Source organism: Bacteroides salyersiae (genome assembly GCF_031172035.1).
Lineage (GTDB): Bacteria > Bacteroidota > Bacteroidia > Bacteroidales > Bacteroidaceae > Bacteroides > Bacteroides salyersiae.
Window position 1 is genome coordinate 3,824,055 of sequence record NZ_CP133452.1, and the last position, 21,388, is coordinate 3,845,442.

Consider the following 21,388-nt stretch of genomic DNA (forward strand, 5'->3'; position numbering starts at 1 on the left):
TTCTAACTGCTAAAAGTATGAGTACATATATATTTCTTCAACATTATTGGTGGCTGATAGTTTCTCTGTTAGGAGCCATACTTGTGTTCCTGTTGTTTGTGCAGGGTGGTAATTCCTTGCTTTTCTGTTTGGGAAAGACAGAAAAACATCGTAAGATGATGGTTAACTCCACCGGTCGCAAGTGGGAGTTTACGTTTACTACACTGGTGACGTTTGGTGGCGCTTTCTTTGCTTCGTTTCCTCTGTTTTACAGTACGAGTTTCGGCGGTGCATATTGGCTTTGGATGATTATCCTGTTCAGCTTTGTATTGCAGGCGGTCAGTTATGAGTTTCAGAGTAAGGCCGGCAATTTGTTGGGTAAAAAGACATATCAGGTGTTTTTGGTAATTAATGGAGTGGTAGGACCGTTATTGTTGGGTGGCGCCGTAGCTACTTTCTTTACCGGTTCCGATTTCTATATCAACAAGGCGAACATGGGGAATGCAATTATGCCTGTCATCAGCCAATGGGGTAATGGATGGCACGGGCTGGATGCATTGATTAATCCGTGGAATGTTATTCTTGGACTGGCTGTATTTTTCTTGGCACGTATTCTGGGTGCACTTTATTTTATCAATAATATTGCCGATGAGGAGCTGGTGGCAAAATGCCGTCGTTCTATATATGGAAATACAGCGCTTTTTCTTATCTTTTTCTTGGCATTCGTTATCCGCACATTGCTCGCTGACGGTTATGCGGTGAATCCGGACACGAAAGAGGTGTATATGGAGCCGTATAAGTATTTGACGAACTTTTTGGAGATGCCTGTTGTTTTAGGGATTTTTCTGTTAGGAGTGGTGTTGGTACTGTTCGGTATTTTGCGTACACTTTTGAAAAAGGGGTTTGATAAAGGAATATGGTTTGCCGGGATCGGTACGATTCTTACCGTGCTTGCTTTACTGCTTACGGCCGGATATAATAACACTGCTTATTATCCATCGTTTACTGATATTCAGAGTTCGCTGACGTTGAGCAACAGTTGTTCCAGCCAGTTTACTCTCAAGACAATGGCGTATGTGTCTATTCTCGTGCCTTTTGTCATTGCTTATATATTTTATGCATGGCGTAGTATTGATAAGAAGAAGATCGATGCCGAAGAGATGGACGAAGGCGGTCACGCTTACTAAATAGGTGAGTTGATTATGAAAAGACGGATAAGCAATGTACTAAGTTGCTTATCCGTCTTTTTCTGTTGTAATTTATCCTTTAGTAAAAGGTCTGTGTAAATATAAGGATGAAATACTTATTATTTTGCCACATTATTTACCGGTTTTCCTGCTATATAGGCTTTCAGGTTTTCTTGCATAATTCCCATCAACCGTTCACGGGCAGCAGTAGTAGCCCAGGCAATGTGCGGGGTGATGTAGCAATTACGTGCCGTAAGCAACGGATTATCCGCACGTGGTGGTTCAGTAGACAATACGTCTACTCCGGCAGCATAAATCTGGTTGTTATTAAGTGCATCGGCGAGATCTTGTTCATTGACCAACGGCCCGCGTCCCGTGTTAATAAGTATAGCGGTCGGTTTCATCAAAGCCAGTCTGCGGGCATTTACCAATTCCCGTGTCTGCTCCGTCAGTGGACAATGTAGGCTCACAATGTCGCATTCATGGAATATCTGGTCGAGTTCCATCTTTTTTATTTCCGGCGGCAGTTGCAAACGCGACTTGGAAGTATAAGCCCATACTTTCATACCGAAGCCGATAGCGATGCGGGCGGTGTTATAGCCTGTCTGTCCCAAACCGATGAGGCCGATCTTTTTTCCAAGCAATTCGATGAGCGGAGTATCCCAAAAACAGAAGTCCGCATTATTCGTCCACCGGCCTTTGCGTACCTCCTCAGAATGATGCTGCACTTGCTGGGTGATATTCAGGATATGGGCGAATACCATTTGTCCCACGGAGGGGGTACTGTATGCCGGGATATTGGTAACGACAATTCCGCGTTCGCGGGCTGCGTTGATGTCTATGATGTTATATCCGGTAGCCAGTACTCCGATATATTTCAAATCGGGTAGGGCTGTCATCTGTTCTGCGGTGATTACTACTTTGTTTGTAAGGATCGCTTCTGCACCGGCAGCACGTTCCAATACTTCTTCGGGAGCAGTGCGGTCGTAAATCGTGCATTCGCCCAACGTTTTCAGACCTTCCCAGGATAAATCACCGGGATTGGCGGCATAACCGTCTAATACTACAATTTTCATATTCGTTCGTTTAATGGTTATTATTCGAGTCGGTTTATATTTTATTCCGGACAGAATGGATCATTCTGAACCATTATTTTATCCATTTTTGTTGTGCGTCCGGTAGTTCGGTCCATTCTTTCTGCACATAGTTCCGGCTACTGTCCGTTACAATCAGTACGTGATCGTTTCCACTATTGTAACCGCTATGGTGCTGAAATTCATGTATGCCGTTGTCAAACGTTCCGATGTACTCCAATTTGCCGTCTTTGGCTGTATACCACCATGCGGATTTTCGGGTTCCACTGATTTTACGGAGGTCGATTTGCATCGGTCGTCCGGTATAATTGTATACCAGCAGATAGTCGTCTCCACGTGTAGCTATGGCACGATCGTAACGTTCTCCGTTTGTGCCGGCGATGATCGTTTGATCCGGTACACGTATAAAGAACGGAAAAGTAAGCATAAGGTTCTTCAAATATTTCATTTGATTGAAGCCGGGATCATTCATAGCCTCTTGCCAAGGCTTCTTTGCGCCATATGCGCCGGTTACCCCCGGCTTAAGAAACTGCATGATGGAATTATTACCGTAAGTATGCCCGAAAGAGCCGGCGAAAACCGACCAATAAGCGTAACGCCGTACGTCATGATCTTTCCATCTCAACTCGTTTTCGTCATGCAGGCCATGAGGGATTTCTTCGTAGATCGGTTCTCCGTCGATGACGGGCTTCAGAGGAGTTGTTGCGAGACAACGTTCTGCATAGCGCCAGTTATCTTCTTCCGTATTTTCTTCAATGGGATACTCTTTATCTCCCAAACGCTGTCCGTAACGGCGGTGTCCGCTCTGAAACATATTGAAGTCCATCCAGGAAGTATCAGCGAACCATTCTGCAGAAGTCATTCTGCCTCGCGGATGAAACGTCATAAGGTGTTTCTTATCGATTGATTTCAGCGTAGTGGCCAAAGCCTCCCATTCCTCTCTTTTTACATCGCCACGGATATCTCCTCCAATAATCCAGATGATATTCGGTTCGTCCTTGTACCGTTCAGATAGGAATTTTCCGTAAGCCTGTGCCTCTTTTACCGACATCTTTCCGGCTTTAACAGGCCCTCCCCAGATGCATACCATACCGATATAAATTCCTTTTCGGGCAGCCGTGCGGATTATGTAGTCCATGTGATCCCAATATCCGTAAACGCCCTCCCGGTTGATGTTCGCAAAATTAAAACCGTCGGGTAGGGAATATTGCCCGTAGATGTTCATGGACGGAACATCATTCATGGTTTGTACTTGTACCACGTTATATCCGCGACGTTGGCATTGATCCAGATAGTATTCAACTTCATCGCGGTTCAATCGTTCGGGGAGTAGCCAGCCGGTATCGCCCAGCCAGAAGAAAGGGGTACCGTTCCGATGTTTCAGGTATCGTCCTTCTTCAGAAACCAAAAGTTCTCCATTGCTCCAGGGAATGTAGTTTTTTTGTTTCTTGTTTTGTGTAAAGGCAGATGATGTTATGCTCAGAAACGATAGGAGCAGGGCAAACAGCCGGACAATTCTCATGGTGTTTTTAGTATTTTTTTTCAGTGCGGGATATTTTTTATTTATTCTCTTTGTATCGGTCACCCCACAACTGTTGCATCCGTTCGGCATGTTTCTGTTCTGCCGGATTATGTTGCGGTTGCCAGATACGTTTGTTTTTCAGTTCATCGGGCAAGAATTGCTGTTTCACGAAATTGCCTTCGTAGCTATGCGCATACTTGTATTCTTGTCCGTATCCTAATTGCTTCATCAGTTTGGTCGGTGCATTGCGCAGATGCAGGGGGACGGGCAGGCTACCGGTTTCGCGTACCAGCGCAAGAGCGTCGTTGATAGCACTGTAAGCCGAATTACTTTTAGGACTTGTAGCCAGGTAGATAGTGGTCTCCGCCAAAGGAATCCTTCCTTCCGGCCAACCTATTTTCATCAGTGTGTCAAAGCAGGCATTGGCAAGAAGCAGGGCATTCGGATTGGCAAGCCCGATGTCCTCTGCAGCCGAGATAACCAGACGGCGTGCTATGAAAGCAGGATCTTCACCGCCTTCCACCATGCGGGCCAGCCAGTAGATGGCACCATCGGGATCACTTCCACGAATGGATTTGATGAATGCGGAGATGATATCATAATGCATTTCCCCGTCTTTATCGTAGGCGAGCGGGTTTTGCTGCAATCGTTCGGTCACCATGTCATCGGTAATGACTACGGTCTCTTCTGCTTCCGATTCGACTACCAGCTCAAGTATATTCAGCAGTTTGCGTGCGTCACCTCCGGAAAAACGAAGCATGGCATTTGTCTCCCGCAATTCGATCCGGCGCTCTTTCAGCACCGCATCCGTAGCAATGGCACGTTGCAGCAGTTCCAGCAAGTCGTCTTTTTCAAGAGATTTCAAGACGTAAAGCTGACAGCGCGAAAGAAGAGGACGGATTACCTCAAACGATGGATTCTCGGTAGTAGCTCCTATCAGTGTCACCGTACCGTTCTCCACTGCTCCCAACAGCGAATCTTGTTGTGACTTACTAAAGCGATGGATCTCATCGATAAAAAGTATCGGGCTTGCTTGCGAAAAGAAACGATTACTTTTCGCACGGTCGATTACTTCGCGCACATCCTTTACTCCGGAAGTCACCGCACTCAATGTATAAAAAGGAGTCTCTAACTTATTGGCTATAATTTGAGCCAATGTTGTTTTTCCTACTCCGGGAGGTCCCCAAAGAATAAAAGAAGAGATCCTTCCCGCGTCGATCATCTTCCGCAGGATAGCACCAGGGCCTACCAGATGTTTCTGGCCTATATATTCATCTAATGTCTTCGGTCGAAGCCGTTCTGCTAATGGTTGCACGTTTTTTTAGTTGAAAGTTGAGAGTTGAAAGTTGAAAGTTACTATGCAGCGTGGCAGCGTAGATAACCATCAATCGATTAAAACTCTTATTTAGTTAAAACTCTTATTTATCCGGTTGAAAGTCCTTTCCTTAGTTGAAAGTTGAGAGTTGAAAGTTGAAAGTTACTATGCAGCGTGGCAACGTAGATAACCATCAATCGATTAAAACTCTTATTTAGTTAAAACTCTTATTTATCCGGTTGAAAGTCCTTTCCTTAGTTGAAAGTTGAGAGTTGAAAGTTACTATGCAGCGTGGCAACGTAGATAACCATCAACCGGTTAAAACTCTCATTTAGTTGAAAACTAATGTCAGCGCTTACTCAGTCACCCGGTCTGCAATTAACTCACTTAGTCTGCAATTACTCACTCAGTCTGCAATTATTTATACTATCACGCTGCATAGCAATTTTCAACTCTCAACTTTCAACTAAGAAAAAGGCTCTGCCTGTTTTAAAACGTCATCATCACCATAAATCGTATTCCCCATTTGTTAATGTCGGGATTATTACGATAAGTCAGACGATGTACATATTCTACGTGCAGTAGTTTGAAAATATTATAAACTCCTACACTCGCCTCCATATAAGGGATTTTCGGATCCATCACGTGGCTTGTATATTGTCCGTCGCGCATCGGGAAGAGGAATAATTCGGGATTATCACTCTTGAAAGGGTTGTTCTTATCCGTCAGCGTTCCCCAAAGGGCGCGGAAACGAACCATTTCTCTCCATTTAAGTTTTTTCAGCAATGGTATGCGGTTGAACAGTTTTCCGTTCATGTCATACGATAGGGAAAGGGAGGCGAAACGGTCATTCAAAAACTCCATATTATTGATCAGACAAAATGTCTCACGCTGAGTGATGTACGACAAGTTGGCTTCCGGCAATATCAGTAACGGGAAAGGCACGGTATTCCACTCGGCACCTCCCTTAAGGCTGACATCTACCTTTCCCCAAGAAGAGGGCAACCAGAATCGTTTCCAGATACTGGCTTCCGTACGGTTAAAGTTATACTCTCCTCCAAGTACTCCCTTGAAGCCGGAAGTGTGCGTCAGCGTAAAGATCGGAGCATCCAGTGATACCGGAATACGGCGTTGCTTGGAGTTGACAAACGCTTCACCCGGAGCATAACGCAAAGTGGCGCTTACTTCAGTGGTGGTGATATCGTGAATAGGTTGCTCGTCGGGCAGTGGCATTTTATCGGCACTGCTGTTATTGGCATAGTATTTCAGATTTCCTGTCGGCTCGTCATTACGGTGGCGGAGCATTCCTTTCACGCCGAAACCTGTCTGAGTTTCCAGTTCGTAGTTGACGGTTATGTCACGCATGTATGACATCTGGTCTACGGTAGTTGTTTTGAAAGAGAGGAATACATTATCTTTATCCGTAAACAGGAATTTATCCATTGGCGACATCACATCGTAACTATAAGTGGCGGAAATGTAGTGCTTGGGGAATTCCCATACTACATAGTCGCGCTTATTGAAAGAATAAGTCAGCGTTCCACTGTATTTCCAACGGTGGTCTTTGAAACCATAGGCGCCATATCCGTTTACGAACCAATGCGGATTGAGATGGGCAGTCGTCATACCACTGAGTCGCAGGCGGAGTCCGTCTACATAGTTATTCGATATGGTAGTATTAATGGGACCGAAGTCGAACTTACTCGGCTTTTTGGGACCGGTAGTTTCTACGAAGTTCTCAATCACAGCTTTGGCACCGAAAATGATATATTTGAATCCCGGAATCTGTTCAATCCGGTTCATGAATACATCCATGGTACTTTCGGTCTTGCTCAACGGTACTTGGCGGACTTCAGCCCAGTACTCGTCACTCTTAGATAGCATATCTGCCTCCTTTATAACCGATCCTTTCAGGCGGAACATACGCGGCTCAATGGGGTCGAATTTATAGTTGCTGTATTTCGTCACCCGTTGTACCTGTATCCCCCCCGTCGATTTTACCAATGCAAGGTCTACCAGCATATCGTCGTCCATCAATACCCAGTTCCCGTTGGGTAATTGCTCGTATTGCTGTACGATGTTCAGTTGGTTTACAAAGTTCACACCTGTCTTTTTGGGTAAGTTCATTATGCATTTCTTTACGGCATAGGTAGAATCTTTCAGTACGTACAGGTGTCCTGTGAAACCGAAGTCCTGTGAATTTTGCGGCACAAAAGTCAGATGTACACACGTATCTTTGTCCACCGTCAAAGTGTCCATCAGGTAATATTTGTAGAAGTTGATTCCTTCTTTGGCAATGGGGCTGGTAAAACGTCTTTGCAGCAGACGGATTTCGTCATCGTAGATGTTCACATTGGTAAAAACATCCTGTAATACCGTTCCGAGCATGTCACCTGTAGAAAAGAATTCATTGATACCATTGGAATTCATTCCTTTGATAATTGTCTTTTTGCTTTCCGGATCTTTGCGGAATACCGTTTGTGATGCAGTCTCCTGTATCGAGATAGGAAGAATAAGACTGTTAGTGGCTTCGGATACTTCGATCTGATCCAGAAGGAATGAATATTTCTTATAGATTCCTTTCTCCATTTTTTCGGGAGTGATGTCATTGAGAGACATCTTCATCTTCTCGTATTGGTCATACTGGTAATATTCGTTCTCATCCAGCCTTTGTGCCTTTTTGTGCTCGATGACTTTCCGCATAAAGTCCACGGCCGGGTTATTCTTTTTCGAATATTTCTCTTTCTTGGGTTTTACAACCACTTCCGTCAACATCACATCGTCCGGAGCCATCTGTACATTCAATACTTTTTGTCCCGGAGTGATTTTTATTACTTTCGTGCGGTAACCGACAGATGAGAATGTGACTTCGTTCCATCCTTTTCGCGTTTCAATCTGATACTCGCCGTTGGCGTTGGATACTCCGCCCACGCCTTTTCCTTCGTAATAAACCGAAATATACATTAAAGGCTCGTGCGTAATCGAGTCGGTGATAACTCCTTTTAACTGCGCAAAAGAGGATGCGGCAGAAAATACGAGCAAGAATAGTAAAATGTGCTTCTTATATCGTTGTTTCATCATATACTTCAACATGAGTCGGCAAAGTTAGTAAATAACTCTCGAATAGTTTGTTCTTAATAACCTTTTTTGTATTACTTTTGTCTCCTATAATTATGATTGATAATGATTTCTATACTGATACCTACTTACAATGCTGTTTGTTTGTCTCTGATCGAAAAGATGTACAAACAAGCAATCGCTTTGCGAATACCTTTTGAAATTCTGTTGGCAGATGACGCGTCATGCGAAAACATTCGTCAGCAAAATCGCAAAATGACAGAGTGGCAAGGATGTCGCTATCTGCAACAGGAAGAGAATCAAGGGCCTGCACGTATTCGTAATTATCTGGCTTCGGAAGCCCGATATCCTTATCTGTTGTTTCTGGATTCGGACGTTATGCCCGTATCGGATTCGTTTTTGGAGGAATATCTGCAAGTGGCGCGTACCGGCCGGGTGGTTTGTGGCGGATTCATTTATCCGCGTAAGAGTATTCCTGCCAATGCCATATTGCGTTATAAATACGGAATGGCTGTTGAAGAACAATCTGCCGGGCAGAGAAACAAGGAACCTTACAATCGATTTATCAGTATGAATTTTATGATATGCCGGGATGCTTTTCTGAAAGTCCGTTTTGATGAGACGTTTCATCTGGGATACGAGGATACTCTGTTTGGCATGCAACTGGAGCAGGCCGGAGTAGAGATTCTGCACATCGACAATCCGGTCTATCATCTGGTGGAAGAGAATAGTGAGCAATTTCTGATGAAAATCCGCCGGGCGGTCCGTAATTTGGACGGACATATCGAACAGATGCATTCGCATGTCAAGCTATTGCGGTGGTATGCTTGTGTAAAACGTTTAGGAATGGCTCCTTTGGTTGCTTTTCTGTTCCGGCAGATTGAAAAAAGACTGGTAAGCAATCTTACCAGCCGAAAACCTTCGTTGAAGCTTTTTGCTTTTTATAAATTAGGTTATTTGTGTAATTTCTTATCTCAAAAGAAACCTGATTAATGACGTGAACGCAAGAATCAGGACAACAAAATCTGTACAATTCTGTCGGCTGTCCGTCCGTCCCAGCGTTCGGGCAGTTCGCCGTGTTTCCATTCGTCCCGCATCAATACATCCATTGCTTTGCCCAGTGCCGCCGGGTCTTCTCCAACCAGTTCATTGGTTCCGATGCGCCAGGTTTCCGGGTGTTCGGAGTAGTTGTTAAGTGTAATGCAGGGGATTCCTAAAAAGGTGGATTCTTCGGCCACATTACCCGAATCCGTAATAATACCTTTGGCTTTATTCATCAGATATCCAAAAGAAAGATAACTTTGCGGTGGCATGATGTGCAGGTTCGGAGCCGAAATGCTGAGCCCTTTGATAGCATCACGTACGTAGGTATGGACAGGAGCGACAACCGGCATACCGGCCGCCTTTTCCAAGATCGTTTCCATGAGCCGGCGCAGATTCTCTTTATTGTTCAGAAGCACACGCCTGTTGAGGGTGAGCAGTATATAGTCTCCTTCCTTTACTCCCAATACGGAAAGCCAAAGCGGGCGGATAAAATGATTCCGGTTGTAACGGATGTTATCGATAAGGATATTTCCCACATAATATACATTTTCCTTTTCCGTTCCCGTCTGATTCAAGTTACGGTTGGCTACCATACCGGCTGTAAAGAGATAATCCGATAATCCATCCGTTATCATCCGGTTTACTTCTTTAGGCATATTCATGTCGAACGAACGGGTACCGGCAACAAGGTGCGCTACCTTGATACCTTGTTTCTTGGCAACGATGGCGCAACTCATTGTTGCTGTGAGATCGTCTACCACAAGAACGATATGGGTCGGATTCTCGGTCAGCTCTTTGTCGAATGCAACCATTATGCCGGAAGCCAGTTGAGTGGCATTGCTGTCGGTCACTCCCAAAAATACATCGGGTTCTTTCATATGAAGATCGGCAAACAAGGAAGCATCCAAGCTGGTATCCTCACGCTTTCCGGTATATACCAACCGGTAGGAGATACTTCTGCCTTGCGCCCGTGCAGCATCGATGGCACGCGTGATAGGCGCTATTTTCATAAAGTTAGGGCGTGCTCCAGCAACAATAGTTATTTTCATATCGTTCTTTTATCTATATTATATCGTTCTTCCGTCTATTTTCAAGAAACAAATGTACGCTTTCTTGCGGAATTATTTGTTCCTTTGTAGACAAAAAACTTTAGATATGCCGACATTTGTTCAGATTCTTGATTTTATAGGTACGTTTGCTTTTGCAATCAGTGGTATCCGTTTAGCTTCTGCCAAGCGTTTTGATTGGTTCGGAGCATATGTGGTGGGGTTGGCCACTGCTATTGGAGGTGGTACGATCCGTGATGTATTGCTGGACATCACTCCGGGGTGGATGACGGATCCTGTCTATCTAATTTGTACCGGAATGGCTTTGTTGTGGGTTATTTTTTTCGGTAAACACTTAATTCATCTGCACAATACTTTTTTTATATTTGACAGTGTAGGGCTTGCCTTATTTACCGTAGTCGGTGTGGGAAAAAGTATAGCGTTGGGATATCCTTTTTGGGTAGCTATTATCATGGGCAGTATCACCGGTGCCGCCGGTGGAGTAATTCGTGATGTGTTTATCAATGAAATCCCCTTGATATTCCGCAAGGAAATTTATGCAATGGCTTGTGTGGTGGGGGGCATTGTCTACTGGTTGTGTCATCTTTTAGGAATAGATACGGTGATCACACAAATTATAAGCGGATGCAGTGTGTTCATAACCCGTATTCTGGCTGTGAAATATCAAATTTGCCTTCCGATATTGAAAGGAGAGGAGGAATAATGTGCCAATGAAATAATGTGCCAATATGCCAATGATATAATGTGCCAATATGCCAATGATATAATATGCCAATATGCCAATCTGATCAATGTACCAATAGAAGATAGCGCAGCCAATTGGCACATTGGCACATTGATAAATTGGCACATTATTTACTCCATTTCTCCCGAAAAGCTTATAGATTCTCTGTTTTGCATATTGACATTGATACTTGCCGAACCGTTGGAATAGATAGTAAGATTGAACGTGAACTTATCTTCCGGGCTACGAGCTGTAAATTTAACTTTTGCTGTTCCTTTTTTATTCATTTCCATCTCGTATTCATCGAGTGGTGCCTGAAATATCAATCCCTCTCCTCCACCATAAGGAATTGAATAAGCTCGTCCGTAAAAAGGTAAATAGGAAATAACGGAGTCATTCCTTATTTCCACAGAATAAGGGGATGATAAATGAACGGTTCTCCCTCGACGGGGGTAGGCTGTGTTTACACTGATCTTATACTTCTCGGCTATGATCTGCTCTTTGATAGCTTGCTCTCTCTGTTCTTTTATCTCTCTCTTGTTTTGAGCATAAATGTCGGATAGGCCGGCCATCATCATGAACATTAAGATGATAATAATACGTTGATTCGTTTTCATATCGCTACTCTTTTTTATTACTAACAGTCCAAAGATACTAAAATACAGATTAACTGCACTTTATTTAATGAAATTAAACAGAAGTATAACATAGCGAAGAGGAGGGGAGCTAATATAAAAATCCCCGTTTGCACACCATACAAACGGGGATCAATTATAACCGATATCAGGTAAAACTACCGGATTTTAGAATAAAGCATCTTTAGAATTGAACAGTTTCTTTTCTGATAATTTTATTACTTTACCGAATTTCTTCAGTTCGTCTACATTGATATCCTTAGGGTTACCCATGATACCGATAGCTATCGGTTTGTCTTTGATATTTTCTTTATAATATTTCATTATATCATCAAAAGTCAAAGCATCGATTTTTGGTACATTTTCAATGGCAGGGTCTTGTGTATAACCTACTCTCTTGTATTGTTCGAAGTATTGAGCTTTATCACGGAAGTCGGGATGTGTTGTCAATGCTTCCTGACGCAGATAGCTCTTAATGTTATCCATACGATCCGGGTTTTCCGGCATGTTGCGCAACAGATCCATGTAGAGGGCTAATGCTTCATTGGCTTTATCATTTTGCGTTCCTATCTGCCCGATAAAGGTAGTCGGATATCCCGGAAGAGCAGGAGTGGTAACTACTCCGTATGCCGAATAAACCATTGAGCGTTTTTCACGGAGTTCGCTTAAAACCAATCCGTTAAAGTCACCGGAGAAATATTGATAGAATGCATCACGTAGTACATCATCTTTCTTATCATAATTTGCCGTTGGCATAAAGAAATAAATCTGAGCTTGTTCTGCATCCGAGTTTGGTAAGAAATATACAGTGTTTTCAGTAACCGGGGCAATCGGTTTCACTTGTGGCGAATCTGTCGGTTTCTCATTAGCTACCAATGGAAGATTTTTACTCAGGATTTCGTATACATTATCGAAAGGCAATGTACCCGTATAATAGATTTCCGCTTCATAATTTGAGGCACGGTTAATGTCACCGGTCAATTCAGAGATCTGTAATTCCAGAATTTGTTTGTCTGTCAGTTCATCTATGAAAGGAGATTTTTCTCCGTAGCGGATATATTGATTCAATGCAGCACCTAACGTCTGAACATTTTCTTTACGCTGTTGGCGTGATCCTAATATGCTACCTTTAATACGGCTTAATTGTTTTTCGTCCAGCTTCGGCATTAAAATCTGGCGGGCAAGCAATTGACAGGCTTCCGGAAGATTGTTTTCGTATCCACGCATAGATATGTACAGATAATCATCACCCGCAAATACATCACAACTGACATTCAGTTTACTAAGTTCCTTTTTCAAATCTTGAGGTTCATACATTCCCATGATTCCTGCGTTGTTCATTAGATTGGCGGCAATGCCGACTTTCGGGAAAACACGTTCGCCTGCACCATATTTTAAAGTCAGACTGAATACTTCATTTTCCGGGTTGGATGTGTAAAACAGTTTGGAACGGTCGTTGATTTGTTTCGTCTGAACTTCACTGAAATCCATAAACTTTTCTTCCACCTGTCCGATCGGTAAACTCTTGAATTGCTGTGCATAAAGAGATTGTTTTCCAACAGGAGGTTCGATTGGTTTGTATCCCGGTTTCTTTATTTTAGCATCTTTACTCAAGTTGCCTTTTTCTATATAAAGAGCCAGATAGTCATTGTTTAAATATTGCTTAGCCACACGCTTGATATCGTCGATATTGATTGCCATGATCTCATCTTTGTAGTTGAGAACCTGTCCCAGATCTTCTTCGTTAATGAAAGCTTGCAAGAGGATAAGCCCTTTATTCTCATTGGATTCCATGACGCGGTCGAACTCACGACACATATTGCTTTTAATGGCATCGATAATCCAGTCTTCCACTTCACCGTTGGCAATTTGCTGAATGGCTTTCAGTGCTTTTTTCTCTGCACTCTTGTTGGATTCAAAGCGTCTTTGGTTTTCGTCATACAACGGGGTTACCGAAATCTTGCAACGGCCCTGTTCGCGGTTCGCATCCAAGGATGCATATCCGTTTGTGATTTCACCATCAATAGATAATTTATCGAGCGCACCTGTTGCACTGCTATTGCTTAATAGTGAAAGAGCTATTTCCAAAGGCTTTTCATCCGGATGACCTGCCGGTACTCCTTTGTATACTAAACATACGGATGGGTAACGGCCCACTTTGGCAGTATATTGTGTACGGCCTTTGATATCCAGGTCGGGATAGGTTTTACGCTCGGGAGTCGCTCTTTGAGGAAGACGGCCAAAGGTAGAAGCTATTCGTCCACTGATCTGGTTGGCATTGATGTTACCTACCAGAATCAGCACCATATTCTCTGCCGTATACCAATCATTATAGAATTTGATTAATTGGCTCAAGCGGGGATTTTTCAAATGTTCGGGTAAACCGAGCACTGAACGTGCATAAGGATGCCCCTCATAGGCTTTGCTTTGGATAAAATCGTATTGTACGCGTCCCGGATTGTCTTGCCCGCGATTGTATTCTTCGTATACAGTCTCCAATTCAGATTGGAAAGTACGGAATACCGGATTAAGGAAACGCTGTGATGAAATCTCCAGCCATTTATTGATCTGGAATGTAGGGAATGAATTATGGTAGAAAGTTAAATCCATACCGGTTGCAGCATTCAGATTTTTACCTCCCATGCTTTCCATCAAGTTGGAGAATTCATTGGATACGCTTACTTTTCCTGCTTCGATAGTCAGTTCATTGATTTCCTTACCGATGGCCTCTTTTTTTACCGGATCGGTTTCGTTCGCCATTTCATCGTATTTAGCGATGATTTTCTTATAAATAGGTTCTTCGGCAGCCCAGTCCAATGTACCGATTTTATCGGTACCTTTGAACATTACATGCTCCAGATAGTGAGCAAGTCCGGTGTATTCGGCCGGATCATTTACTGCTCCCGTACGTACTCCTACCAATCCGAAGACATCAGACTTGGTATTGTCTTCCCATATATATACAGAAAGACCGTTTTTTAGCTTGAATGCTTTCAGTCCTTGTCCGAATGACGGAACGGAAACTGCTATCGCAACTAAAAGGATGAGAGATTTAAGTAGTTTCATAAAATAATTAAATAAAGTGTTTTTATGTATATGTAGGCAAAGCTATAAAAAAATCACAATAACCTCTACGAAAAGTTCGGAAAAATAGTATTTTGTTTGAAAATATAAGTTTGAAAGTGATGTGTAATGCGAATTTGTAGTCGGATATTGGGTTCAAATCTGATAAACAGTCAGCCTCTCCCCAGCCCTCTCCGTGGGAGAGGGAGAATGGATACTATACTGTTGTTTATTAGTTAGTTACAAAACTAACTTAGCAACTGCTGATTCATATGTATGATAAAGAAATATTCTACGTCAAAAAAGGATCAAGCCTAAGTTGAATGAATTATCACGGCTTTTTTGTAATTTTACACTCTTCAAGAATGGTGATGTATATGAAATCAAAGGTTATTATATTTCTGTTGCTTTTTATAGGCAGTATTTCATTTATTGCAGGTTCATACAGCCTTTATAGACTGTATGATAAATCAAACAGAATGGAGCATACCGTAGGAGTTGTAACGGATTTGAAAACGGAGAGAATATATCGTAACCGAAAAGTAAGATACAAGCATACTGCCCGCATCGAATATAAAACAAAACGTTACAGCAGTCATGTAAGGATGCAATTGTACAATCCTTTTATATTCCAGGGAAGTGAAATTTCATTATGGTATTATCCTGACCGTACAGAGGAGGTTGTAATACCTTTTGAAGAGGGGTTTATATGGGGGAGTATGTGGATATTTGGTACATTTTGTCTTTTTTTAGGCATAGTAATTACAAAAGCTCAAAGAAATAAAAATTAAGAAAGGAATATTGAAAGTAGTCCTTATGCTACTATGTTTGGCAGGAGTAACTTTTATAGCATAAGCATACATCATATTCTTATAACTTCTGAATATTAGTTGTATCGGAATTTAAAACTGTTCCAATACCTCAATCCTTTTTTGAATAGGAGGGTGGGTTGCAAATAATCCGCTAAGTCCGTTGAATCCACTTTTAGCTTGTTTACCGGGATGCTCGATGAAGAGCTGTGCCACATCTTCCCGTTTCACAGCCTCTATATCCGGGTCTGCAGATATTTTACGTAAGGCGCTGGCAAGAGCAAGCGGGTTCTTTGTCATTTCCGCAGCACCGGCATCGGCCATATATTCACGTTTACGGGAAATGGCAAAGCGCATAAGACTCGAGAAGAAATAACCGATAGCGGCAACGATGAGGGCTATCAGAATTAATACGATGGCTCCATTCCCTTTGCTATTGCTACTGCGCGCCCGTGAACTGTAATAAATAGATCGTATGGCTATCTGCGCCAACATCGAAAAGATACCTACAAACACGATGGAGACAATCAACAGCCGGACATCCCGGTTACGGATATGCGTCAGTTCATGTGCTATGACACCTTCCAGTTCCTGGTCGTCCAGTTTATCAATAATCCCGCGGGAGAGAGTTACGGTGTAAGTCCGTTCGTTAATACCGCTGGCATAGGCGTTCAGTGAAGAGTCATTGATAACGTTTATTTTGGGCATTTTCATTCCCTGTGACATGCAGAGGTTCTCTACCAGATTATAGACCCGTTTGTTGTCTTTACGCTCCAAGGTTTGGGCACCCGTAGCCGCTTTTATAATACTGGTATTGGCAAAATAGGCGATAAGAAACCAAATTGTCACGCCACCTATTATATAAGGTATGGATTGGAGAAATATTCCGTTGATCATATCCATCCGGTCGTAGTCTGCATATTGTTCCTGAGTGAGCATTACCAATAAATAACAGAACAAATAGGAGAGTACTCCTACCAGACAAGGGAAGAGAAACAACAGAAACAGAGAACGTGCATTGTTTCTGCTCTGCTGTGTTTGAATTCCGACGTATTGCATAGTTTATCTGTTTTCCGTGAGGAATTAGAAGTTGATTTTGGGAGCTTGTTCCAGGTTGGCACGCTGTTCTGTTCCTAAATCGAACATGATTTCTTTATGGAAACCGAACATTCCGGCAATCAGATTGGAAGGAAATGTCTGGACTGCATTATTCAACTCTTTCGTTGCCGAGTTGAAATAACGGCGAACGGCAGCCAACTTATTTTCTATATCCGAGATTTCTTCTTGCAATTGAAGAAAATTCTGATTGGCTTTCAAGTCCGGATATGCTTCGAGCGTAATTTTTAAACCGGTAAGGGCTGAAGTCAATTGATTTTCGGCATTGATCTTATCGTCGATTGTACGAGCGTTGATAGCACCGTTGCGCGCTTGAATCACCCGGTCGAGTGTCTCCTTTTCATGAGAGGCATATCCTTTAACCGTATCTACTAATTGTGGGATGAGGTCATGTCGTTGTTTAAGCTGTACGTCTATATCTGCAAATGCATTTTCACGGTTGTTTCTTAACTTCACCAGTGAGTTATACATAGAGGCGATCATGATTCCAAGTACAACGATGATTCCTAAAATGATCAATAAAGTCATAATTTTGTGTATTTATTAGAGTTATTAATATTCCAAAGGTAGAAGAAAGTAACTATTCCTGCAATAAAACAGCTGATAATTTTCGTAAATAGCACCTGAGAACTATCAAAAAGCACCCAAAAACTGTTTTTTGATAGTTTTTACCCCAAAGAAAGACGGATTTCCCCCTATTGAAGTCTGAAAATACCTTTAAACTTGCAACATCGAGAAAAAAACGAAATATTAACCGTAAAAACCATTAGATATGAAAAGTTTAAGTTTCAGAAAGGATTTGATTGGAGTTCAAGAAGAGTTACTACGTTTTGCTTATAAACTGACTGCTAACCGTGAAGAAGCGAATGATTTGTTGCAGGAAACATCACTAAAAGCCTTGGATAACGAGGAAAAATATATCCCGGATACAAATTTTAAGGGATGGATGTATACCATCATGCGTAATATCTTTATTAATAATTACCGTAAGGTTGTACGTGACCAGACTTTTGTAGACCAGACAGATAATCTTTACCATTTGAATCTGCCGCAGGATTCCGGTTTTGAAAGTACCGAAGGTGCCTATGACCTTAAAGAGATGCATCGTGTAGTCAATGCCCTTCCCAAAGAATATAAAATTCCTTTTTCAATGCATGTTTCCGGATTTAAATACCGTGAAATAGCTGAGAAACTTGGCTTGCCTCTCGGAACTGTAAAGAGCCGTATATTTTTCACACGCCAACGGCTACAGCAGGAACTGAAAGATTTTGTATAATCAATAGGTACAATTAGATATAGTTTTAAACTGAAAGACAAACGGTCGTGTAATTATCAAATTAATGTTTTAAATGGAACGGCTATTGCTTAATTGTAAGGAGTGAGAAGGAAAGTCCCCTTTTTGCTCCTTTAATTTTGTGACAATATGATATAAAACATATCCGATTAGGCTTATTTTTTCTTGCTAAAAATTGTCTTTATGTCAAATAAGTCTATATATTTGTGAAAGAAGATGTGTTAACCAATTTTATGTGAAATCACTTTATGGATTACGGCAATGAAAAAGGAAATTAAATTCAGTCTTGTTTACCGGGATATGTGGCAATCGTCCGGAAAGTATCAACCCCGTGTCGATCAGTTAATGCGAATTGCTCCGTTGATTATAGAGATGGGTTGTTTTGCCCGTGTCGAAACCAATGGAGGAGCTTTTGAGCAGGTGAATCTTTTGTATGGAGAAAATCCGAATAAGGCGGTGCGTGCATTTACCAAACCTTTTAATGAGGCCGGCATCCAGACCCATATGCTCGATCGTGGCTTGAATGGGCTGCGTATGTATCCCGTACCTGCGGATGTACGTCGGTTGATGTATAAAGTAAAGCATGCCCAAGGTGTGGACATTACAAGGATTTTTTGTGGGCTGAACGAAGTACGCAACATAATTCCTTCTATTAAGTACGCAATTGAGGGCGGCATGATTCCACAAGCTACTCTTTGTATTACTCATTCTCCGGTGCATACGGTAGAATATTACACCGATATTGCCGATAAGCTGATAGAGGCCGGTGCACCGGAAATCTGTCTGAAAGATATGGCCGGTATCGGTCGTCCCGGTATGTTGGGCAGGTTGACGAAAGCTATTAAAGACAGGCATCCCGAAGTGATCATCCAATATCATGGACATAGCGGACCGGGGCTGTCGATGGCTTCCATTCTTGAAGTTTGCGAGAATGGTGCCGATATTATTGATGTGGCTATGGAGCCGATGTCGTGGGGAAAGGTTCATCCGGATGTAATATCCGTACAGGCCATGCTCAAGGACAAAGGATATGATGTGCCTGAAATTAATATGAAGGCTTATATGAAAGCGCGTGCCATGACACAGGAGTTCATTGACGACTTTTTGGGATATTTCATGGATTCCACCAATAAGCAGATGTCTTCTCTTTTATTGAAATGCGGGCTTCCCGGTGGCATGATGGGGTCGATGATGGCCGATTTGAAAGGTGTTCATGCAGGTATCAATATGATATTGAAGAGTAAAAACGAGCCGGAGCTGAGTATTGATGATCTATTGGTGATGCTTTTTGATGAAGTGGAGTATGTGTGGCCTAAACTCGGTTATCCTCCGTTAGTGACCCCATTCAGCCAGTATGTGAAGAATGTGGCGTTGATGAATTTAATGCAGTTGGTGAAAGGGGACGAACGCTGGACGATGATCGATAACCATACTTGGGATATGATTTTGGGTAAGAGCGGCCGTTTACCGGGTAATCTTGCACCGGAAATTGTCGAATTAGCACACTCCAAAGGATACGAATTTATCGACACCGATCCACAGGAAAATTATCCGGATGCCTTGGAAGACTATAAAAAGGAGATGGATGAAAATGGTTGGGAATACGGGCCGGATGACGAGGAACTTTTCGAGTTGGCTATGCATGACCGGCAATACCGTGATTATAAATCCGGTGTCGCCAAGAAGCGATTTGAAGAAGATCTGCAACGTGCCAAGGATGCAGCCATGGTTAAGAACGGGTATTCGGAGGAAGAAATAAAAAAACTGAAACGCGCCAAAGCCGATCCTATTATAGCACCGGACAATGGGCAGATACTTTGGGAGGTTTCCGTAGAAGGACCATCCACCGCACCGTTTATCGGGCGTAAATATCAACATGATGAAGTCTTTTGTTACCTTTCTACTCCGTGGGGGGAATATGAGAAAATATTAACCGGATTTACAGGCCGCGTTGTCGAAGTTTGTGCTCAGCAAGGAGCTACTTTAAATAAGGGAGATGTAATAGCTTATATCGAACGTAGCAATATATTTGCCTGATTATCGGATTCAGGAGTTAAGGGAAGCAAAAGGTCTATCGAGAAAAGATTCTGATACGATTATCGTGCTGCTCCTTAACTCCTGAATGATGAAAGATAAAGCCTGTTCCGGCTTTTTATCTTAGAAGAATTCTTGGTCTATACTTTATTGAGTTAGCGTTTCTAAGGTCTGAATCTGACTTGTTGCATGCCTATCAATTTGTCGTACCGTTCGCCGAATGGACGCGCATATACTAAAATCAGATATTCGTTTTCCGTTTCATAGTAATTTCCTTCTACCGGACCGGTTTCCCCTTTTGTACTTCCATTGGGGACATATAGATATTGATAATTGTAAGCACCCTGTTTAAGCAATTGTACCGATTCATAAGCGTATGTTTCTTTATTATATTTCATTTCCGTTTGCTGGTTAAAGTTGTCATACGTAAACTCTCCTTGCAGGTATAACTTGCCGTCCATAAAAGGATCTTCCCAGGGAAGGCTGAAATGTACAAAGAAATAATCTGCTTCGATTTCATTATCCGTAGCATCGTCGTAACGAATCAGATAACGTCCGTTCTGGTCTTCGTCATAACTATAATTTCTGGTACGGGGATCGCTTGGAAACAGCGTCGCATGATAATAAGGATCATGGAATTGAAGACTTTCCACACCGATATTAGCATAGCGTGTACTGACTGTTTCGAACCTGCGATATTCGTTTCCTGCCGGAAATATCAGGGCTTTATTGTGTGTATAGCGCAGTTCGTCCGGGCCGACGTAGGTAGGCAGTACTCCGGTTACCATATTGTCCGTCCGTCCGTTCTGCATTACCTGAATTTTTACTTCCTGTTGTGGATTTCGTATATTGTACCCTCTGTGCCGGACATTGAAACTCACTTGCTGATGACCTTTGTTGCGATCTATTTCCGTATCACTGCTTACCGTAGCCGATACACTGACTTGCTTGTCCAATACCCGGAAACAGGTTTTGAAAACAGGTTTACTGGTGTCCGAATCATCATAAACTGTTATGAGATAATTGCCGGACAATTTCATGCGTACCTCATTATTGGGCAATGTCAGGCGATAGTGGGTATAAGGCATCGTTGTATTGATGGAGGTTTCGTAATCTTCTATCGGATTATTGTTGAACCCATCCAGATAATCGATGTCCGAAAGGTCGGAAGCAGACCAATCTGCATTACAGTGGGAGAGGACGTACTGATATCGGTGATACTCATGTGATAGTTCATCGAAAGAGAGCTCGATATAATCATTACTGTCCAATGTAATGACGGCAGGAGCGTTGATGTCATTGTTGGCTACCACTTGCACCGTCTGAATATGAGGTGCGTAAATTTCTGTGCGTTGTGCTCTGATTCCGCCTGACAGGCATAACAGAGAGAAAAGAAGTGAACAATATTTTATCATAAACAAAAGAGG

Annotated in this window: 16 protein-coding genes; 6 read left to right on the forward strand and 10 right to left on the reverse strand. The window is 42.5% G+C overall.

Going from position 1 to position 21,388, the window contains the following annotated elements:
* Positions 1–17: 17 nt before the first annotated feature.
* Positions 18–1,166, forward strand: coding sequence for a cytochrome d ubiquinol oxidase subunit II (cydB, locus tag RB604_RS14215; RefSeq protein WP_005932319.1), 1,149 nt, complete (start codon positions 18–20; stop codon positions 1,164–1,166).
* Between the two features lie 119 nt (positions 1,167–1,285).
* Here cydB and RB604_RS14220 read toward each other — a convergent pair whose 3' ends face one another.
* The 4 genes from RB604_RS14220 to RB604_RS14235 form a co-directional block, all read right to left on the reverse strand.
* Positions 1,286–2,242: a D-2-hydroxyacid dehydrogenase gene (locus tag RB604_RS14220; RefSeq protein ID WP_007480779.1), complete on the reverse strand. Its 957-nt coding sequence runs from the start codon at positions 2,240–2,242 to the stop codon at positions 1,286–1,288.
* 73 nt (positions 2,243–2,315) lie between these two features.
* The gene (locus tag RB604_RS14225; protein ID WP_055294751.1) at positions 2,316–3,782 is read right to left on the reverse strand and encodes a glycoside hydrolase family 140 protein; all 1,467 of its coding nucleotides are present in this window, start codon (positions 3,780–3,782) and stop codon (positions 2,316–2,318) included.
* A gap of 37 nt (positions 3,783–3,819) precedes the next feature.
* Positions 3,820–5,097 (reverse strand): replication-associated recombination protein A, encoded by a 1,278-nt coding sequence (locus tag RB604_RS14230; protein ID WP_055294631.1) that lies wholly within the window; start codon positions 5,095–5,097, stop codon positions 3,820–3,822.
* 489 nt (positions 5,098–5,586) lie between these two features.
* The gene (locus RB604_RS14235) at positions 5,587–8,175 is read right to left on the reverse strand and encodes a DUF5686 and carboxypeptidase-like regulatory domain-containing protein (protein ID WP_055294753.1); all 2,589 of its coding nucleotides are present in this window, start codon (positions 8,173–8,175) and stop codon (positions 5,587–5,589) included.
* 105 nt (positions 8,176–8,280) lie between these two features.
* On the opposite strand from RB604_RS14235, the gene RB604_RS14240 reads away from it, so the two are divergent.
* Positions 8,281–9,168, forward strand: a complete 888-nt coding sequence (locus RB604_RS14240) for a glycosyltransferase family 2 protein (protein WP_005932311.1) — start codon at positions 8,281–8,283, stop codon at positions 9,166–9,168.
* Positions 9,169–9,185: 17 nt separating this feature from the next.
* Here the strand turns inward: RB604_RS14240 and wecB are convergent, their stop codons facing one another.
* The gene (gene wecB / locus RB604_RS14245) at positions 9,186–10,268 is read right to left on the reverse strand and encodes a non-hydrolyzing UDP-N-acetylglucosamine 2-epimerase (protein WP_055294633.1); all 1,083 of its coding nucleotides are present in this window, start codon (positions 10,266–10,268) and stop codon (positions 9,186–9,188) included.
* A 106-nt stretch (positions 10,269–10,374) separates the two neighbouring features.
* Here wecB and RB604_RS14250 point away from each other — a divergent pair, with 106 nt between their 5' ends.
* Complete coding sequence (locus RB604_RS14250) at positions 10,375–10,989, forward strand: trimeric intracellular cation channel family protein (RefSeq protein WP_055294635.1); 615 nt, start codon at positions 10,375–10,377, stop codon at positions 10,987–10,989.
* Between the two features lie 152 nt (positions 10,990–11,141).
* Here the strand turns inward: RB604_RS14250 and RB604_RS14255 are convergent, their stop codons facing one another.
* Together RB604_RS14255 and RB604_RS14260 are read right to left on the reverse strand one after the other, a co-directional pair.
* Complete coding sequence (locus RB604_RS14255; protein WP_005932302.1) at positions 11,142–11,627, reverse strand: DUF4251 domain-containing protein; 486 nt, start codon at positions 11,625–11,627, stop codon at positions 11,142–11,144.
* A gap of 186 nt (positions 11,628–11,813) precedes the next feature.
* Positions 11,814–14,711, reverse strand: coding sequence for a M16 family metallopeptidase (locus RB604_RS14260; RefSeq protein ID WP_007480784.1), 2,898 nt, complete (start codon positions 14,709–14,711; stop codon positions 11,814–11,816).
* 374 nt (positions 14,712–15,085) lie between these two features.
* Between RB604_RS14260 and RB604_RS14265 the strand changes: the two genes are divergently transcribed.
* A complete protein-coding gene (locus RB604_RS14265) occupies positions 15,086–15,499 on the forward strand; it encodes a DUF3592 domain-containing protein (RefSeq protein ID WP_165353988.1) in 414 nt (137 codons plus the stop codon).
* Positions 15,500–15,610: 111 nt separating this feature from the next.
* Here the strand turns inward: RB604_RS14265 and RB604_RS14270 are convergent, their stop codons facing one another.
* Both RB604_RS14270 and RB604_RS14275 read right to left on the reverse strand, forming a co-directional pair.
* Positions 15,611–16,576 (reverse strand): M48 family metallopeptidase, encoded by a 966-nt coding sequence (locus tag RB604_RS14270; RefSeq protein ID WP_007480786.1) that lies wholly within the window; start codon positions 16,574–16,576, stop codon positions 15,611–15,613.
* Positions 16,577–16,600: 24 nt separating this feature from the next.
* On the reverse strand, positions 16,601–17,161 hold the full coding sequence (locus tag RB604_RS14275; RefSeq protein ID WP_055294637.1) for a LemA family protein: 561 nt from the start codon (positions 17,159–17,161) through the stop codon (positions 16,601–16,603).
* Between the two features lie 244 nt (positions 17,162–17,405).
* On the opposite strand from RB604_RS14275, the gene RB604_RS14280 reads away from it, so the two are divergent.
* Both RB604_RS14280 and RB604_RS14285 read left to right on the forward strand, forming a co-directional pair.
* Positions 17,406–17,909, forward strand: a complete 504-nt coding sequence (locus tag RB604_RS14280; RefSeq protein WP_005932285.1) for an RNA polymerase sigma factor — start codon at positions 17,406–17,408, stop codon at positions 17,907–17,909.
* Positions 17,910–18,188: 279 nt separating this feature from the next.
* Positions 18,189–19,964 carry a hydroxymethylglutaryl-CoA lyase-like TIM-barrel protein gene (locus RB604_RS14285; protein ID WP_007480787.1) on the forward strand — a complete coding sequence of 592 codons (1,776 nt, stop codon included), beginning with the start codon at positions 18,189–18,191 and terminating at the stop codon, positions 19,962–19,964.
* 161 nt (positions 19,965–20,125) lie between these two features.
* On the opposite strand, the gene RB604_RS14290 is transcribed toward RB604_RS14285, so the two are convergent.
* The gene (locus tag RB604_RS14290; RefSeq protein WP_007480788.1) at positions 20,126–21,376 is read right to left on the reverse strand and encodes a type IX secretion system plug protein; all 1,251 of its coding nucleotides are present in this window, start codon (positions 21,374–21,376) and stop codon (positions 20,126–20,128) included.
* Positions 21,377–21,388 lie beyond the last annotated feature (12 nt).

What these genes read in the sequence shown, in the direction of transcription:
- RB604_RS14225 (WP_055294751.1), bottom strand. Translation starts at nt 3,782, where the DNA reads ATGAGAATTGTCCGGCTGTTTGCCCTGCTCCTATCGTTTCTGAGCATA.
- RB604_RS14255 (WP_005932302.1), bottom strand. Translation starts at nt 11,627, where the DNA reads ATGAAAACGAATCAACGTATTATTATCATCTTAATGTTCATGATGATG.
- RB604_RS14265 (WP_165353988.1), top strand. Translation starts at nt 15,086, where the DNA reads ATGAAATCAAAGGTTATTATATTTCTGTTGCTTTTTATAGGCAGTATT.
- RB604_RS14250 (WP_055294635.1), top strand. Translation starts at nt 10,375, where the DNA reads ATGCCGACATTTGTTCAGATTCTTGATTTTATAGGTACGTTTGCTTTT.
- RB604_RS14260 (WP_007480784.1), bottom strand. Translation starts at nt 14,711, where the DNA reads ATGAAACTACTTAAATCTCTCATCCTTTTAGTTGCGATAGCAGTTTCC.
- RB604_RS14235 (WP_055294753.1), bottom strand. Translation starts at nt 8,175, where the DNA reads ATGAAACAACGATATAAGAAGCACATTTTACTATTCTTGCTCGTATTT.
- RB604_RS14285 (WP_007480787.1), top strand. Translation starts at nt 18,189, where the DNA reads ATGAAAAAGGAAATTAAATTCAGTCTTGTTTACCGGGATATGTGGCAA.
- cydB (WP_005932319.1), top strand. Translation starts at nt 18, where the DNA reads ATGAGTACATATATATTTCTTCAACATTATTGGTGGCTGATAGTTTCT.
- RB604_RS14275 (WP_055294637.1), bottom strand. Translation starts at nt 17,161, where the DNA reads ATGACTTTATTGATCATTTTAGGAATCATCGTTGTACTTGGAATCATG.
- RB604_RS14220 (WP_007480779.1), bottom strand. Translation starts at nt 2,242, where the DNA reads ATGAAAATTGTAGTATTAGACGGTTATGCCGCCAATCCCGGTGATTTA.
- RB604_RS14280 (WP_005932285.1), top strand. Translation starts at nt 17,406, where the DNA reads ATGAAAAGTTTAAGTTTCAGAAAGGATTTGATTGGAGTTCAAGAAGAG.
- RB604_RS14290 (WP_007480788.1), bottom strand. Translation starts at nt 21,376, where the DNA reads ATGATAAAATATTGTTCACTTCTTTTCTCTCTGTTATGCCTGTCAGGC.
- wecB (WP_055294633.1), bottom strand. Translation starts at nt 10,268, where the DNA reads ATGAAAATAACTATTGTTGCTGGAGCACGCCCTAACTTTATGAAAATA.
- RB604_RS14270 (WP_007480786.1), bottom strand. Translation starts at nt 16,576, where the DNA reads ATGCAATACGTCGGAATTCAAACACAGCAGAGCAGAAACAATGCACGT.
- RB604_RS14240 (WP_005932311.1), top strand. Translation starts at nt 8,281, where the DNA reads ATGATTTCTATACTGATACCTACTTACAATGCTGTTTGTTTGTCTCTG.